Below are 13,678 nucleotides of genomic sequence, written 5' to 3'. Positions count from 1 at the left end.
CGCCGTCTTCCACGCATTGCCCGGAGGCGCGGCGGGGCCGGTTCGTCGGCCGGACCGGCTGCACATCCTGGAGCAGCCGGTTCGGTCCTTGACGGTCAATTCATCCCGATTTCCACCGCGATCCGGATCAGATCGGAGTGGTTCTTGGCCCCTAACTTCTGCTTGAGCAGCGAGGTGGTGTTGGCGACCGTCTTGTAGGAGATGCCGAGCGCCCCGGCGACCTCGACGATCTTGTTGCCGCGTCCGAGCAGGCGGAGAATCTCGAGCTCCCGCGGCGTCATCTGCGAGGCCGGGTTGGCCTTGATCGCAGCGCCCGAGAACGTCACGGCCTCGGCCAGTTGGGGGGAGATGAAATTATCGCCTGCAACCACCTTGCGCACAGCCTTGAGCAGAATCCGGGGATCGTCGCCCTTGGAGACATAGCCCTGCGCCCCGAGCTCCACCGCGCGGACCACGAAGGCCGGATCGTCGTTCATGCTGAACATGATGATCTTGGCGTCCGGATCGTCCTTGCGGATCCGGCGCATCAACTCGAAGCCGGAGACGTCGGGCAGGCTGATGTCGATCACCGTCACATCGGGACGCTTGCTGATATAGGCCCGGTGCCCGGATTTGGCGTCGCTCGCCTCGTCGATGCGGATCGACTGGTCGGACGCAAACAGGGTGCGACACCCTGATAGCACCACGGGATGGTCGTCGACGATCAGGACTTTGGTCGCCGGCTTGGCGGTATCTTGCATCGCGCGCTCTCTGTTTTTTTGACTCATAGACCGACGGGAACAAATGGAAAGAGAAAATCCCGCCAATGCGCGTTAGAATTGACCTAATGTGGCAACGGCTCTCGTTCAGAACCCAACTATTTCTTCCGCTCGGCTTGAGCTTTCTCGCCGCGCTGGCCATGGGCGGCGTCCTGCTCCAGACATTTGCGACAGGTCAGCTGGCCGACGAGAGCGAGCCGGGACGGCGCTCGGCACAGACGATCGCTGTCGCGCTCAACAGCGCTCTCGGCGCCTCGGATAATCCACGGAAGGTGCTCGACGCCTTCGTCCATTCCCTGGATCCCTCCTCGGATATTCAATTCCGGCCCGTGGAAGCCGGTTCTGTGCCCTCTGCGAAGGACAGCCTGCAGGGCGTGCATGGCGTGCCGCAATGGTTCGTGGGCCTGATCGCCATCCCGGACATGAACGCGGCCTCTCCTGTCATGATCGACAGCAGGCACGTCGGCGACATCTTGTTCATGCCCGACCTGTCGGCCGATCTGTTCGAGAAATGGATCGGCTTTCTCGCATTGATGGGCCTCATTGCGGTGCTGATGGTGCTGACCGGAACGACCGCCTATGTCTTCGCAGGATCCGCATTGCGGTCCTTGCAAGATCTCGGCGCGGGCCTGACTCGCATCCGGCGCGGCGATTATGCGACGCCGATCCCGGTCGCAGGATCGCCGGAAATCCGGCAGAGCTGCGCGGAAGCCAATGCCCTCGCTGCGACGCTCGCGCAATTGAGCCAGGACAATCGCGATCTCTTGCATCGATTGGTGTCGCTCCAGGACAATGAGCGGCGCGACCTCGCCCGCGAGCTGCATGACGAGCTTGGCCCGCTGCTGTTCAGCATCCGCGCCGGCACGATCGCATTGAGCGACGCCTCGCCGCGGACGGGACACCTCGGCAACTCCGTGCAAGAGGTGATGCGATCGGTCGAAGCGCTCCAGCAAACCAACCGCCGCATCCTCGACCGGCTGCGGCCGCTCTACATCGAGGAATTGGGGCTCGAGGCCAGCATGCAGACGCTGCTCCGGAATTTTCGCAGACAGGCGCCGCATATTGGCCTCACGGCGACGATCGATCCTGATCTCAACGGCGTCGACGGGCCGCTGGCCCAGACCGTCTACCGCGTGATCCAGGAGGCCTTGACCAACGTGCTGCGCCACGCCGGGGCACGCAATGCCCATGTGGAGGCGGCGATCGCCGGCGATGCGCTCGCGGTCGAGGTCTCCGACGACGGCGGCGGCTTTCCCGCCGACAATGTCTTCGGCCGCGGCTTGACCGGCATGCATGAACGGGTGCGTGCGCTCAGCGGATCGTTGTCACTGCTGCGCGCGAATGAACGAACCTATGTGCGCTGTCGCCTGCCGGTAGGAATCGTGCGAGACGGGACGGCGCTTTAGGTTATTGCCGAGGCGGGATCTCCGCGCAAACGCGTTTCGCGTTTGTCGCGAGGGAAAACCGCTGCACGCTTTTCCTGATTATGCTCTAGCAGGCGCAGCCGTCGTGCGAGCCCTGCTGCGCCGGTTCGCACAGCGTGCTGTAGATCTTGCCTTCCGCGCTGAAGCGAAAGAATGCGCGGATGCGCAGCGCGCCTGCGACGGAATATTCGAGATCGATGCCGTGTTGCGCAGGCTGGATTTCCTCCAGGCCGAAGCCAGCCAAGGAGAAGGCGCTGAGTTTGGGTCCCCAATAGGTTTCGAGCTCGCGCCGGCCGCGATAGAGCTGCGTGCCGTTGCACGTACATTCCACCTCGCCGTCATCGGCATAGAGGTCGAGCAACGTCGCGAGGTCGCCCTTGCGGCAGGCATCCACCCAATCGACGACAAGTCCCATTTGATCGAAATCGCGCACGCCAGCAATCCTGTTTGCCGCGGAAAAATTCAGAGGCGGCTTAGGATCACCCTCGTGAATATGCGCTGAATAATAAAGCCCGGACGATACCGGGTTCGCACCGGGAACCTACGGAGCCGCGCCGCTCTGGCGGCGTGTCCTCACCCAGACGGCAAAGGCGATCAGCACGGCGCCGGCAAGCGCGAACCAGGTGATGGCGTATTGCAGATGGTCATCCTTCAAATGCACGTCGAGCGCCCCCGGACGCGGAATGCCGTTCTCGGGCGCCGGCTGCTCGAGATCGACATAGAACGGGGCGACCGCGCCCCAACGAAGCGTGCTTGCGATCGCCTGATGGTCGCGCACGAACCACAGCCGCTTGTCGCGGTTCTCGGCCGGCGTGAGCCAGCCTGGCGCTTCCGGAAAGCGCAGATAGCCCGTGAGCGCGACGGGCGCGCCGGTGACGAGCTTCTTCACCGCGCGGTCCTCGACGCCGCGATCCTGCATGGTGTTCTCGACGAAGCCCGCGTCGATCACGACGATCTCACCGCCCGCCAGCCGTGCCGGCAGGAAGGCCCAGGTGCCGGGGCCGGAGGCATCCTTGCGCACCGCAGAACCGGACGAATAGACCATCGCATCCGGCAAGGCGGCATAGGTTGCGGTGAAGCTGACACGGCGAAATTCGTCGCGCGCAGGCGTCAGCACGGCCCATTGCGCAGGCGGCGGCAGTGCGACAGGTGCTGTCGCAAGACGTTCGGTGAGGGCTGCGATCAGTTCATGCTTGGTGGCGCGACGCTGCAATTGCCAGAGTCCGAGCGCGACGAAGGCTGCCGTCAGCAGGAGCGTGAACAGCATGAAGCCGGCCACGCGGGGCTTACGCGCCGTTTCGTTCATTTCGTGCGGTCGATCAGCCGGCCCGGCGCCGCCTTGTGGTGGAATTGCAATGCGATCAGCAGTGATTTCATGGAGCGTAACGGCAGAAGCGTGGTTGCGAGGATCAGCGGAAACCACAGCACGGCATGCAGCCAGAACGGCGGCTGGTACTTGACCTCGACCACGAGCGCGCAGCCGACCACGATCGCGCCGGCCAGCATGATGATGAAGATCGCCGGACCATCGCCGGCGTCGATGAAGGCGTAGTCCAGGCCGCAGCGGTTGCAGGACGGCGCGAGCGTCAGGAAGCCCGCATAGAGCTTGCCATCGCCGCAGCGCGGACATTTGCAGGCGAGCCCACGCAGCGCGCTTTGCAGGACGGTGGGCTGGGCTTCAGGCGTGCCGGCGGTTTCATTCATGGCGCAAGTCTATCACAGTTTCAGCGGAGGCCTTGGCTACTGGAATTGGCTAATGGAAAGCGAAAGGGCGACCCTGCGGCCGCCCTTTCTCAATCGATCTGTCGCGGTTCAGTGCGCGCCGTGGGCCATGGTCTCGGCGCCGTGTCCCCAGACATAGATGCACAGGAACAGGAACAGCCAGACCACGTCGACGAAGTGCCAGTACCATGCGGCGAACTCGAAGCCGAGATGCTGGGTCGGCGTGAAGTGGCCGGCATAGGCGCGCGCCAGGCACACGATCAGGAAGATGGTACCGACCAGCACGTGGAAACCGTGGAAACCGGTCGCCATGAAGAAGGTGGCGCCATAGACGTTGCCGCCGAAGGAGAATGCCGCGTGGCTGTACTCATAGGCCTGCACACAAGTGAAGGTCGCGCCCAGCAGCACGGTGAGGATCAGGCCGTACTTCAGGCCCTGACGATCGTTCTCGAGCAGCGCGTGATGCGCCCAGGTGACCGTGGTGCCTGATGTGAGCAGGATCAGCGTGTTGAGCAGCGGCAGATGCCAGGGATCGAAGGTCTCGATGCCATGCGGCGGCCAGGTGCCCGGCACCGAGCAGGCGCCGGCGGCAGTGCCGAGTCCGCAACCGAACACGGCGTCGCGGGTGGCGTGGACCGCGTCGGCCGGGAACAGCGCCGCGTTGAAATAGGCCCAGAACCAGGCGACGAAGAACATCACCTCGGAAGCGATGAACAGGATCATGCCGTAGCGGTGGTGCAGCTGCACGACCCGGGTGTGGTCGCCCTTGTACTGGGCTTCCTTGATCACGTCGCCCCACCAGCTCGCCATGGTGTAGAGCACGCCCACCGTGCCGACGCCGAACACGATCGGAGCGGCCGAGAACATGTGGTGCATCCAGGAGATCGCGCCGACCGCCATGATGAAGGCCGAGACGGAGCCGACCGCCGGCCACGGAGAGGGATCGACCAGATGGTAGTCGTGATGCTTGCCTTGCGCGGTAGCCATTGCGGTCTGTCTCCTCAATCCCGTGCCTGTCCGGCACTTATCCCCTTAGTCCAACCCCTGAGCGTCAACCCGGCGGCTGGAGATTTCCCTTGCGTTTGTCGTCATCACCGGATGCGAGCGGCTTCACCACCGGATCCTTCACCGGATAGAACGTGTAGGACAGCGTGATCGTGCCGAGCCCGTCATTGTCATGATCGTCGACGATCGACGGATCGACGTAGAACACCACAGGCATCTCGCGCTTCTCGCCGGGCGCCATGGTCTGCTCGGTGAAGCAGAAGCAGTTGATCTTCTGGAAGTAGGACCCGACTGTCAGCGGCGCGACGTTGTAGGCAGCCTGCCCTGAGGTGGTTCGCGCAGCCTGGTTGGTCACGGTGTAATAGATCGTGGTGACCTGGCCGATATTGACCTCGACCTCGGTCTGCTCCGGCTCGAACTTCCAGGGCAGGCCGGGCGCGACATTGGAATCGAACCGCACCGCGATCTTGCGCGCGATCGGGCCGGTGGTGGGCGCCGAGGTCGCGACCTGGGTCGTGCCGTTGAAGCCGGTGGCGCGGCAGAACCAGTTGTAGAACGGCACCGCGGCGTAGGACGCACCGACCATCAGCGCGACCACGCCGCCGCAGATCGAAGCGACCAGCACATCGCGGCCCAAGCCCCCTGAACGGCCTTTGCTGGCCGTTCGGCTCTGATCCCGCGATATGGTCGGCTTCTGATCCATCTCTGTCATATCGGCCGAACTAAGACCCCCGGTCCTTTGACCATGGTGACGGCGAAAAACAAGACAACGAGCACGCCGAGCGCGAGTGCGATCGCAATCGAGCGCTGGCGACGGCTCTTCTTCTGCGCCTCGGTGAGGACGATTCCATCTGGCTCGGGTTTGTCAGCCATTCCTGCCTCATGCGCCCCCAACCATCGGAGCAAGCGCCCGGACCACGACCTCGGCCAGCAAGGTCGCGAACAGCGCGAACAGATACAGGATCGAGAATGCAAACAGTTTTCGCGTCGCGCGCAGCGACTGGCTGCGCTCGCGGCGCATATAGACGTTGATCGCGAACACCAGCATGCCGGCGCCGAGCACCAGCGAGGTGATGCCGTAGATGGCGTCGAAATAGCCGAGCGCCCAGGGCGCCGCGGCCACCGCGATCAGCACGATGGTGTAGAGCAGGATCTGGAGACGGGTCGCATCGGGACCGGCGACATTGGGCAGCATCGGAATGCCGGCGCGGGCGTAGTCGTCCGAGCGGAACAGCGCCAGCGCCCAGAAGTGCGGCGGCGTCCAGAAGAAGATGATGGCGAACAGCAGCAGCGGCTCGACGTCGACCTTGCCGGTCACCGCGGCCCAGGCCACCACCGGCGGCAGCGCACCGGCGGCGCCGCCGATCACGATGTTCTGCGCAGTCCAGCGCTTCAGGCCCATCGTGTAGATCACGACGTAGAAGAAGATGGTGAAGGCGAGCAGCGCGCCCGCGATCCAATTGACGAGGATGCCGAGCGTCATCACCGAGAAAAAGGCGAGCGTCATGCCGAACGCCATCGCCTCGGGCCGGGTGATGCGGCCGCGCGGGATCGGGCGGTTGGCGGTGCGCGACATCTTGGCGTCGATGTCGCCTTCGAGCGCCATGTTGAGTGCGCCCGACGCCCCCGCGCCGACGGCGATGCAGAGCAGCGAGGTGATCGCCAGCACCCAGTGGAAGTGTCCCGGCGCCATCGCCATCCCGACCAGCGCAGTGAAGATCACGAGCGACATCACCCGCGGCTTCAGCAGCGCGAGATAGTCGCCAACCTCCGCCTCGGAGATGCGGGGATTGATGTCGATAGCGTTCTGGTCGAGGACGGACACGAATTCAACTCGCTTCGTTACAGAGCCGCGGCGCCCGTCTCGGGCGCCGCGGAAATTGGCTTACTGCACGCGGGGCAGCACTTCGAACTGGTGGAAGGGCGGCGGCGAGGACAGCGTCCACTCCAGCGTGGTGGCGCCCGCACCCCAGGGATTGTCGCCCGCCGGAACCTTCTTCATGAAGGCGTCGAGCACGCAGTAGAGGAAGATCAGCACGCCGAAGCCGGAGATGTAGGAGCCGATCGACGAGATCAGGTTCCAGCCGGCGAACGCGTCCGGATAGTCGACATAGCGGCGCGGCATGCCCGACAGGCCGAGGAAATGCTGCGGGAAGAACACCAGGTTGACGCCGATGAAAGTGACCCAGAAGTGTGTCTTGGCGATCGACTCGTTGTACATGTAGCCCGTCATCTTCGGGAACCAGTAGTACCAGCCCGCGAAGATCGCGAACACCGCGCCGAGCGACAGCACGTAGTGGAAGTGCGCAACGACGTAGTAAGTCTCTTGCAGCACGCGATCGACGCCGGCATTCGCCAGCACGACACCGGTGACGCCGCCGACCGTGAACAGGAAGATGAAGCCCACCGCCCAGATCATCGGCGCGCGGAACTCGATCGAGCCGCCCCACATCGTGGCGATCCAGGAGAAGATCTTCACGCCGGTCGGAACCGCGATGACCATCGTGGCGGCGACGAAATAGGCCTGCGTCGCCGACGACATGCCGACCGTGTACATGTGATGCGCCCACACCACGAAGCCGATGCCGCCGATCGCGACCATGGCGTAGGCCATGCCGAGATAGCCGAACACGGGCTTGCGCGAGAAGGTGGAGACGATCTGGCTGATCATGCCGAAGCCGGGCAGGATCAGGATGTACACCTCGGGGTGACCGAAGAACCAGAACAGGTGCTGGAACAGCACGGGATCGCCGCCGCCGTCGGGCGCGAAGAAGGTCGTGCCGAAATTGCGGTCGGTAAGCAGCATGGTGATGGCGCCGGCAAGCACCGGCAGCGACAGCAGCAGCAGGAACACGGTCACCAGGATCGACCACACGAACAGCGGCATCTTGTGCAGGGTCATGCCCGGCGCGCGCATGTTGAAGATCGTGGTGATGAAGTTGATGGCACCGAGGATCGACGAGGCGCCCGCCAGATGGAGCGACAGGATCGCGAAGTCGACGGCCGGACCGGGGTGACCGGTGCTCGACAGCGGCACATACATGGTCCAGCCGGCACCGACGCCGTTCGCGCCCGGCTCGCCCTCGACGAAGGTCGACATCAGCAGCAGCCCGAAGGAGGCCGGCAGCAGCCAGAACGAGATGTTGTTCATGCGCGGGAACGCCATGTCGGGCGCACCGATCATCAGCGGCACAAACCAGTTGCCGAAGCCGCCGATCATCGCGGGCATGACCATGAAGAAGATCATGATCAGTCCGTGCGAGGTCACGAACACGTTATAAGTGTGCGTCTCGTGGAATATCTGCACGCCCGGGTACATCAACTCAGCACGGATCGCGACCGACATCGCGGCACCGATGATGCCGGCGATGACCGCGAAGATCAGGTACATCGTGCCGATGTCCTTGTGGTTGGTCGAATAGACGTAGCGCCGCCATCCGGTCGGATGGGCGTGCTCGTGGTCATGTCCGTGGTCTTGCGCGTGATCGCCGTGTGCCGCTGCGCTGGTTGCCATTTTCAAATCCTGCCTTGCGTCCCGTTCGGACCTTATGAGGTCCCGCCCTTTATGTCGCTTTCAGTCCCCTCGAGCCGTCACCCGGCGCCTACTGCGTCGGGCCGGCTGCGGAGGCGAAAGTGCTGGTGCCGCCGCTCGCATATTTCTTCTTCGCCGATTCAACCCAGGAGGCGAACTCCTGATCGTTCACCACGCGAATGGCGATCGGCATGAAGGCGTGATCCTTGCCGCAGAGCTCCGAGCACTGGCCGTAGAACATGCCGGTCTTGGTGGCCTTGAACCAGGTCTCGTTCAGCCGCCCCGGAATGGCGTCGATCTTGACGCCGAAAGCCGGCAGCGCGAACGCGTGGATGACGTCGGCACCGGTAACCTGGACACGAATCACCTTGTTGACCGGCACCACCATCTCGTTGTCGACACCGAGCAGACGGGGCTGCTTGTCCTGGGCCATCAGCGAGTCGAACTCGAACTTGCCGTTGTCAGGATAAGCATAGGACCAGTACCACTGCTTGCCCGTCGCCTTGACGGTCAGGTCCGCTTTCGGCACGTCGAGCTCGAGGAACAGCAGGCGGAACGACGGCACCGCGATGCCGACTAGGATCAGCACCGGCACCAGGGTCCACACCACCTCGATCAGCGTGTTGTGGGTGGTCCGCGACGGCACCGGATTGGCCTTCGCGTTGAACTTCATCACCACGATCACCAGCAGCGCCAGCACGAACAGCGTGATGACGATGATCAGCACGGACAAGAAGTTATGGAACCAGACGATGTTGTCCATCACCGGGGAGCCGGAGCCCTGCAGGTGCCATTCCCACGGCTCGGGCTGTCCAAGCTCGGCAAATGCCGCGCCGCCCGTCACCAGCGTGATGCCAGCGGCCATCAAGGCGATGGTGGCCATTCCCAGCAACTGCCGGCCCACCCGACTCATCGACATCCTCATGCCGTTCGCGCTCCCCTTACGAAATCACCCCAAGTGCATCCCCCTATTTTTGGGGAACGCTTATTCGATCCGCCCGTCTGACAAACCGCCGCTCAAGAATACCTCTAAGAGGAATTGGGGCCAGATCGCTAGAACGCCGAAATCAAGCCTCTCAAACCATAATTCTTGATCTATCGCAATGCAGTCTTGAGCCCACTCTGTCAGCCATCACCGGCAAGATATTTCCCAGCAAGATCAGACAAAAATACCGTTTCCCGGGATGCCGCCGCTTGACAGCGGAATTGCCCGCGGTAGGCACTGAGACCGGGCCGCGCAGAAAGCTGATTCGTGGCGCCGATGGCGGCCGAGGCGGCGCGGAATTTGCTTGTGAATTGCCTTCAAGACGCCGTCATTCCCGTATCAGTCCACCAGCGCGAGCGATCCGAGCGAGCAGAGGGACCGACCCCGATGGGGCTTTCGAGATGCATGGCAAGATCGGCCATATGGCCGGCTGATGGCCTCACGGCTCTGATCGGCGTCCTGGCTGTCGCCATTTTGCTTGCCTTGCCTGGCCTTGCCCATGCGCAAGGCGCGGTGCGCTCGGTCCATGGCGACTGGCAGATCCGCTGCGACACCCCGCCCGGCGCCCAGGCGGAGCAATGCGCCCTGATCCAGAGCGTGGTGGCCGAAGACCGCTCCAACGCCGGCCTCACGGTGATCGTGCTCAAGACCGCCGACCAGAAGAGCCGCCTGATGCGCGTGGTCGCCCCGCTCGGCGTCCTGCTGCCGTCCGGTCTCGGGTTGAAGCTCGACAACCAGGACGTCGGCCGCGCCGGCTTCGTCCGCTGCCTGCCCAATGGCTGCGTCGCCGAGGTCGTTATGGACGACAAGCTGCTCGGCCAGCTCCGCAGCGCCAAGACTGCGACCTTCATCATCTTCGAAACACCCGAGGAAGGCATCGGCTTCCCGCTCAGCCTGAACGGGCTCGGCGAGGGCTACGACAAGCTGCCGTAGGAACCCTATTGTTTCCGTAATGTGAGGCCTCGCGCCCTCGCGGAACCGTTCCGAAACCATTATCTTGCCGCACATCCCCCGATAATGGACGGACGCATGACCAACCCTGCCACAACTTCCCTGCTCGACCGCGCCAATCTCGACCGCGATCAGGTTCGCCACGAGGTCGCACGCGGCCTTGCCGGTGCCGACGACGGCGAATTGTTCCTGGAATACAGCCAGACCGAAGCGCTGATGTTCGACAATGGGCGGCTGAAGCAGGCGACCTACGACACCTCGCAGGGCTTTGGCCTGCGCGCCGTCAAGGACGACGCGGTCGGCTACGCCCACTCCTCCGACGTGTCGCTGCCGGCGCTGATTCGCGCCGCCGACGCGGTCGCAGCCGTGCGCGGCGGCTATTCCGGCAACTTTGCCGCCCCGCCGGCACATACCAATGTGCGGCTCTACGGCGACGACAATCCGCTGGATGCCCCAGGCTTCGAGACCAAGGTCAAGCTGCTCGCCGAGATCGACGCGTATTTGCGCGACAAGGATCCGCGGGTCCGGCAGGTCAGCGTCAGCTTAGGGGCGACCTGGCAGGTGGTCGAGATCCTGCGTCCCGACGGCGAGAGCTATCGCGACATCCGCCCGCTCGTGCGCGTCAACATTTCCGTCGTCGCCGGCCAGGGCGACCGCCAGGAGAGCGGCAGCAAGGGCTATGGCGGCCGCGCCGGCTATGCGGAATTCATCGAGAGCAAGAACTGGCGCGATGCCGCCGACGGCGCGCTGCGCGAGGCGCTGGTCAATCTGGAATCGATTCCCGCCCCCGCCGGCGAGATGGACGTCGTGCTGGGCGCCGGTTGGCCCGGCGTGATGTTGCATGAAGCGGTTGGCCACGGCCTCGAAGGCGACTTCAACCGCAAGAAGACGTCCGCGTTTGCCGGCCTGATGGGCCAGCAGGTCGCAGCCAAGGGCGTCACCGTGGTTGACGACGGCACCATGGCTTCGCGGCGTGGCTCGCTGTCGATCGACGACGAGGGCACGCCGACCAATCGCACCGTGCTGATCGAGGACGGCATCCTGGTCGGCTACATGCAGGATCGCCAGAACGCGCGGCTGATGAACATGAAGCCGACCGGCAACGGCCGCCGCCAAGGCTATGCCCATGTGCCGATGCCGCGCATGACCAACACCTACATGCTTGCAGGCGACCGCGACCCGGCCGAGATTCTCGCGTCCGTGAAGAACGGTGTGTTTGCCGCGAATTTCGGCGGCGGACAGGTCGACATCACCTCGGGCAAATACGTGTTCCAGTGCACCGAGGCCTACAAGATCGAGAACGGCAAGATCGGCGCGCCGCTGAAGGGCGCCATGCTGATCGGCAACGGGCCGACCGACCTGCATCGCATCCGCATGATCGGCAACGATCTCGCGCTCGATACCGGCATCGGCACCTGCGGCAAGAACGGCCAGGGCGTGCCGGTTGGCGTCGGCCAGCCGTCGCTTCTGATGGAACGCATTACGGTGGGTGGAACGGGCGCATGAGCGTTGAGAAAGTAACTGCCGCGCCGAAGCGGAAGAGCAGCGGCTGGGCCGCACAGCTCACACAGCTCGCCGGCATCGTTGCGGCGGTGTTCATCGCCAAGGGCGCGCTGGCCGAACCGTTCTACGTGCCGTCGGGCTCGATGGAGCCGACGCTGTTGATCGGCGACGCACTGCTCGCCTCGAAATTCCCCTATGGCTACGGCACCTCGTCGCTGCCGATCCAGATCAACCTGCCTGAGACCGGCCGCGTGTTCGCGGAGACGCCGAAGCAGGGCGACGTCGTCGTATTCCGCTGGCCCGGCGACCGCTCGCAGGCCTGGGTCAAGCGTGTCGTGGGTCTGCCCGGTGACCGCATCCAGATGCGTCAGGGTCAGCTCTTCATCAACGACCGCCCCGCCGAATTGAAGCCGGATGGTCTTGGCGCCGCCGAGGACGACAATGGCGGCAGCGAGCCCGCTTACCGCTACGTCGAGACGCTGCCGAACGGCGTCAAGCACCTGATCTTCAAGATGCGCGACAACGGTCCGCTCGACAACACGCAGGAAGTGACGGTGCCGGCCGGCCATCTGTTCGTGCTCGGCGACAACCGTGACAACTCGGCCGACAGCCGCGTGCCGCTGCGCTCCGGCGGCGTCGGCCTGCTGCCGGTCGACAATCTGGTCGGCCGCGCGGATGCCGTGCTCGGCTCCTGGGATCTCGGCATGCGCGGCCAGCCGGTGTGGACCTGGCTCTCCGGTTTCCGCCTCGCTCGGTTCTTTACCGCCGTGCACTGAGTCGATCTCAAGGTCTTGATCAAATGACCTTCGACGACGTCAGAAAACTTACGCTGACGTGGCCGGAGGTCGAGGACGGCACCTCCTACGGCACGCCAGCGCTCAAAGTGCGCAAGAAGATGCTGGTGCGCCTGAAAGAGGACGGCGACAGTCTGGTGATGCCGGACGTCCCGATCGACGAGCGCGCGATGCTGGTCGAGAGCCAACCGAAAATCTTTTACGTCTCCGATCACTATGCTGACTATCCGATCGTGCTGATCCGCCTGTCCAAGGCGAAGCGCGTGATCGTGGAGCCGCTGCTGCGACGGCGTTGGCGCGCGCTGGCCTCGAAGGCGGCGCGGGCGGATTATGATGCACGCGTGAGCGCGTGACGGTTGCCATGGATGAGCCCCGCTTCCTCGCACTGGCGCTGAAGAACCCGGTCAACATCGCAATTCTCGATGAACTCCGCCGCCTCGCATTGCCGGACGCGTGGCTGGTTTCGGGCTGCCTTGTGCAAACGGTGTGGAACGTGCTCACCGGCCGCGCCGTCGATCACGGCATCGCCGACTACGACATCTTCTACTTCGATCCTGATACCTCGTGGGACGCGGAGGACGCCGTGATCCGCCAGTTGCAAGCGCGGCTCGACCATCTCGGCGTCAGGATCGAGACCCGCAACCAGGCGCGCGTGCATTTGTGGTACCCGGCCAAGCACGCCCTGCCCTATCCGCCCCTGTCGTGCTCGACGGACGGTATCGACCGTTTCCTGACGCAGAATACGCAAGTGGGCGTGAGGCGCACGCACGACGGTTACGAGGTCTATGCGCCGCATGGCTTCGATGATGTCGCGCGCCTGATTGCACGCCCTAATCCCGGCTCGAATTTCTCCGCAACGAATTACGCGGTGAAAGCTCAGAGATGGAAATCGTTGTGGCCGGAGGTGACAGTGATTGCCGCAGAGTGAGCCCTGTCTCCGCGTCGTGGCCGGACTTGACCCGGCCATCCACATATAGTCGCGATTGAGGAAGCCCGTGGATGCC

General features: G+C 64.0%; 16 protein-coding genes. 6 read left to right on the top strand and 10 right to left on the bottom strand.

Annotated features, from left to right (window positions below; all coding sequences use genetic code 11):
* Positions 1–95 precede the first annotated feature (95 nt).
* On the bottom strand, positions 96–740 hold the full coding sequence (locus JQ587_RS16965; RefSeq protein WP_212302740.1) for a response regulator transcription factor: 645 nt from the start codon (positions 738–740) through the stop codon (positions 96–98).
* Between the two features lie 86 nt (positions 741–826).
* On the opposite strand from JQ587_RS16965, the gene JQ587_RS16960 reads away from it, so the two are divergent.
* Positions 827–2,164 (top strand): histidine kinase, encoded by a 1,338-nt coding sequence (locus JQ587_RS16960; protein WP_212426018.1) that lies wholly within the window; start codon positions 827–829, stop codon positions 2,162–2,164.
* An 85-nt stretch (positions 2,165–2,249) separates the two neighbouring features.
* Here JQ587_RS16960 and JQ587_RS16955 read toward each other — a convergent pair whose 3' ends face one another.
* The 9 genes from JQ587_RS16955 to coxB all read right to left on the bottom strand — a co-directional run bounded on the left by JQ587_RS16955 (position 2,250) and on the right by coxB (position 9,366).
* Positions 2,250–2,615, bottom strand: a complete 366-nt coding sequence (locus JQ587_RS16955; RefSeq protein WP_212302742.1) for a nuclear transport factor 2 family protein — start codon at positions 2,613–2,615, stop codon at positions 2,250–2,252.
* Between the two features lie 108 nt (positions 2,616–2,723).
* On the bottom strand, positions 2,724–3,488 hold the full coding sequence (locus JQ587_RS16950; RefSeq protein WP_212302743.1) for an SURF1 family protein: 765 nt from the start codon (positions 3,486–3,488) through the stop codon (positions 2,724–2,726).
* Positions 3,485–3,886 carry a DUF983 domain-containing protein gene (locus JQ587_RS16945; RefSeq protein ID WP_212426017.1) on the bottom strand — a complete coding sequence of 134 codons (402 nt, stop codon included), beginning with the start codon at positions 3,884–3,886 and terminating at the stop codon, positions 3,485–3,487. The genes JQ587_RS16950 and JQ587_RS16945 overlap by 4 nt, the downstream gene beginning before the upstream one ends.
* A 108-nt stretch (positions 3,887–3,994) precedes the next feature.
* Positions 3,995–4,891, bottom strand: coding sequence for a cytochrome c oxidase subunit 3 (locus JQ587_RS16940; RefSeq protein ID WP_212302745.1), 897 nt, complete (start codon positions 4,889–4,891; stop codon positions 3,995–3,997).
* Positions 4,892–4,955: 64 nt separating this feature from the next.
* Positions 4,956–5,612: a cytochrome c oxidase assembly protein gene (locus tag JQ587_RS16935; RefSeq protein WP_212302746.1), complete on the bottom strand. Its 657-nt coding sequence runs from the start codon at positions 5,610–5,612 to the stop codon at positions 4,956–4,958.
* A 5-nt stretch (positions 5,613–5,617) separates the two neighbouring features.
* Positions 5,618–5,782, bottom strand: a complete 165-nt coding sequence (locus tag JQ587_RS16930; protein WP_212302747.1) for a cytochrome c oxidase system small membrane protein — start codon at positions 5,780–5,782, stop codon at positions 5,618–5,620.
* A gap of 7 nt (positions 5,783–5,789) precedes the next feature.
* Positions 5,790–6,734, bottom strand: a complete 945-nt coding sequence (locus JQ587_RS16925) for a heme o synthase (protein WP_212302748.1) — start codon at positions 6,732–6,734, stop codon at positions 5,790–5,792.
* Positions 6,735–6,794: 60 nt separating this feature from the next.
* Positions 6,795–8,423 carry a cytochrome c oxidase subunit I gene (gene ctaD, locus JQ587_RS16920; protein ID WP_212302749.1) on the bottom strand — a complete coding sequence of 543 codons (1,629 nt, stop codon included), beginning with the start codon at positions 8,421–8,423 and terminating at the stop codon, positions 6,795–6,797.
* An 88-nt stretch (positions 8,424–8,511) separates the two neighbouring features.
* Positions 8,512–9,366, bottom strand: a complete 855-nt coding sequence (coxB, locus tag JQ587_RS16915; RefSeq protein ID WP_212302750.1) for a cytochrome c oxidase subunit II — start codon at positions 9,364–9,366, stop codon at positions 8,512–8,514.
* Between the two features lie 447 nt (positions 9,367–9,813).
* Between coxB and JQ587_RS16910 the strand changes: the two genes are divergently transcribed.
* From JQ587_RS16910 to JQ587_RS16890, 5 genes are all read left to right on the top strand, one after another.
* Positions 9,814–10,359, top strand: a complete 546-nt coding sequence (locus JQ587_RS16910; RefSeq protein WP_212426016.1) for an invasion associated locus B family protein — start codon at positions 9,814–9,816, stop codon at positions 10,357–10,359.
* Between the two features lie 96 nt (positions 10,360–10,455).
* Positions 10,456–11,883: a metalloprotease TldD gene (gene tldD / locus JQ587_RS16905; protein WP_212426015.1), complete on the top strand. Its 1,428-nt coding sequence runs from the start codon at positions 10,456–10,458 to the stop codon at positions 11,881–11,883.
* Positions 11,880–12,656 (top strand): signal peptidase I, encoded by a 777-nt coding sequence (lepB, locus tag JQ587_RS16900; RefSeq protein ID WP_212302754.1) that lies wholly within the window; start codon positions 11,880–11,882, stop codon positions 12,654–12,656. The genes tldD and lepB overlap by 4 nt, the downstream gene beginning before the upstream one ends.
* Positions 12,657–12,679: 23 nt before the next feature.
* Positions 12,680–13,027, top strand: coding sequence for an MmcQ/YjbR family DNA-binding protein (locus tag JQ587_RS16895; RefSeq protein ID WP_212302755.1), 348 nt, complete (start codon positions 12,680–12,682; stop codon positions 13,025–13,027).
* Between the two features lie 8 nt (positions 13,028–13,035).
* A complete protein-coding gene (locus JQ587_RS16890; RefSeq protein ID WP_212426014.1) occupies positions 13,036–13,602 on the top strand; it encodes a nucleotidyltransferase family protein in 567 nt (188 codons plus the stop codon).
* The last annotated feature ends 76 nt before the right edge of the window (positions 13,603–13,678 follow it).

It is taken from the genome of Bradyrhizobium manausense (genome assembly GCF_018130615.1).
Lineage (GTDB): Bacteria > Pseudomonadota > Alphaproteobacteria > Rhizobiales > Xanthobacteraceae > Bradyrhizobium > Bradyrhizobium manausense_A.
The sequence above is the reverse complement of the archived record's forward strand: the minus strand, read 5'-3'. Positions and strand labels throughout refer to the sequence as shown.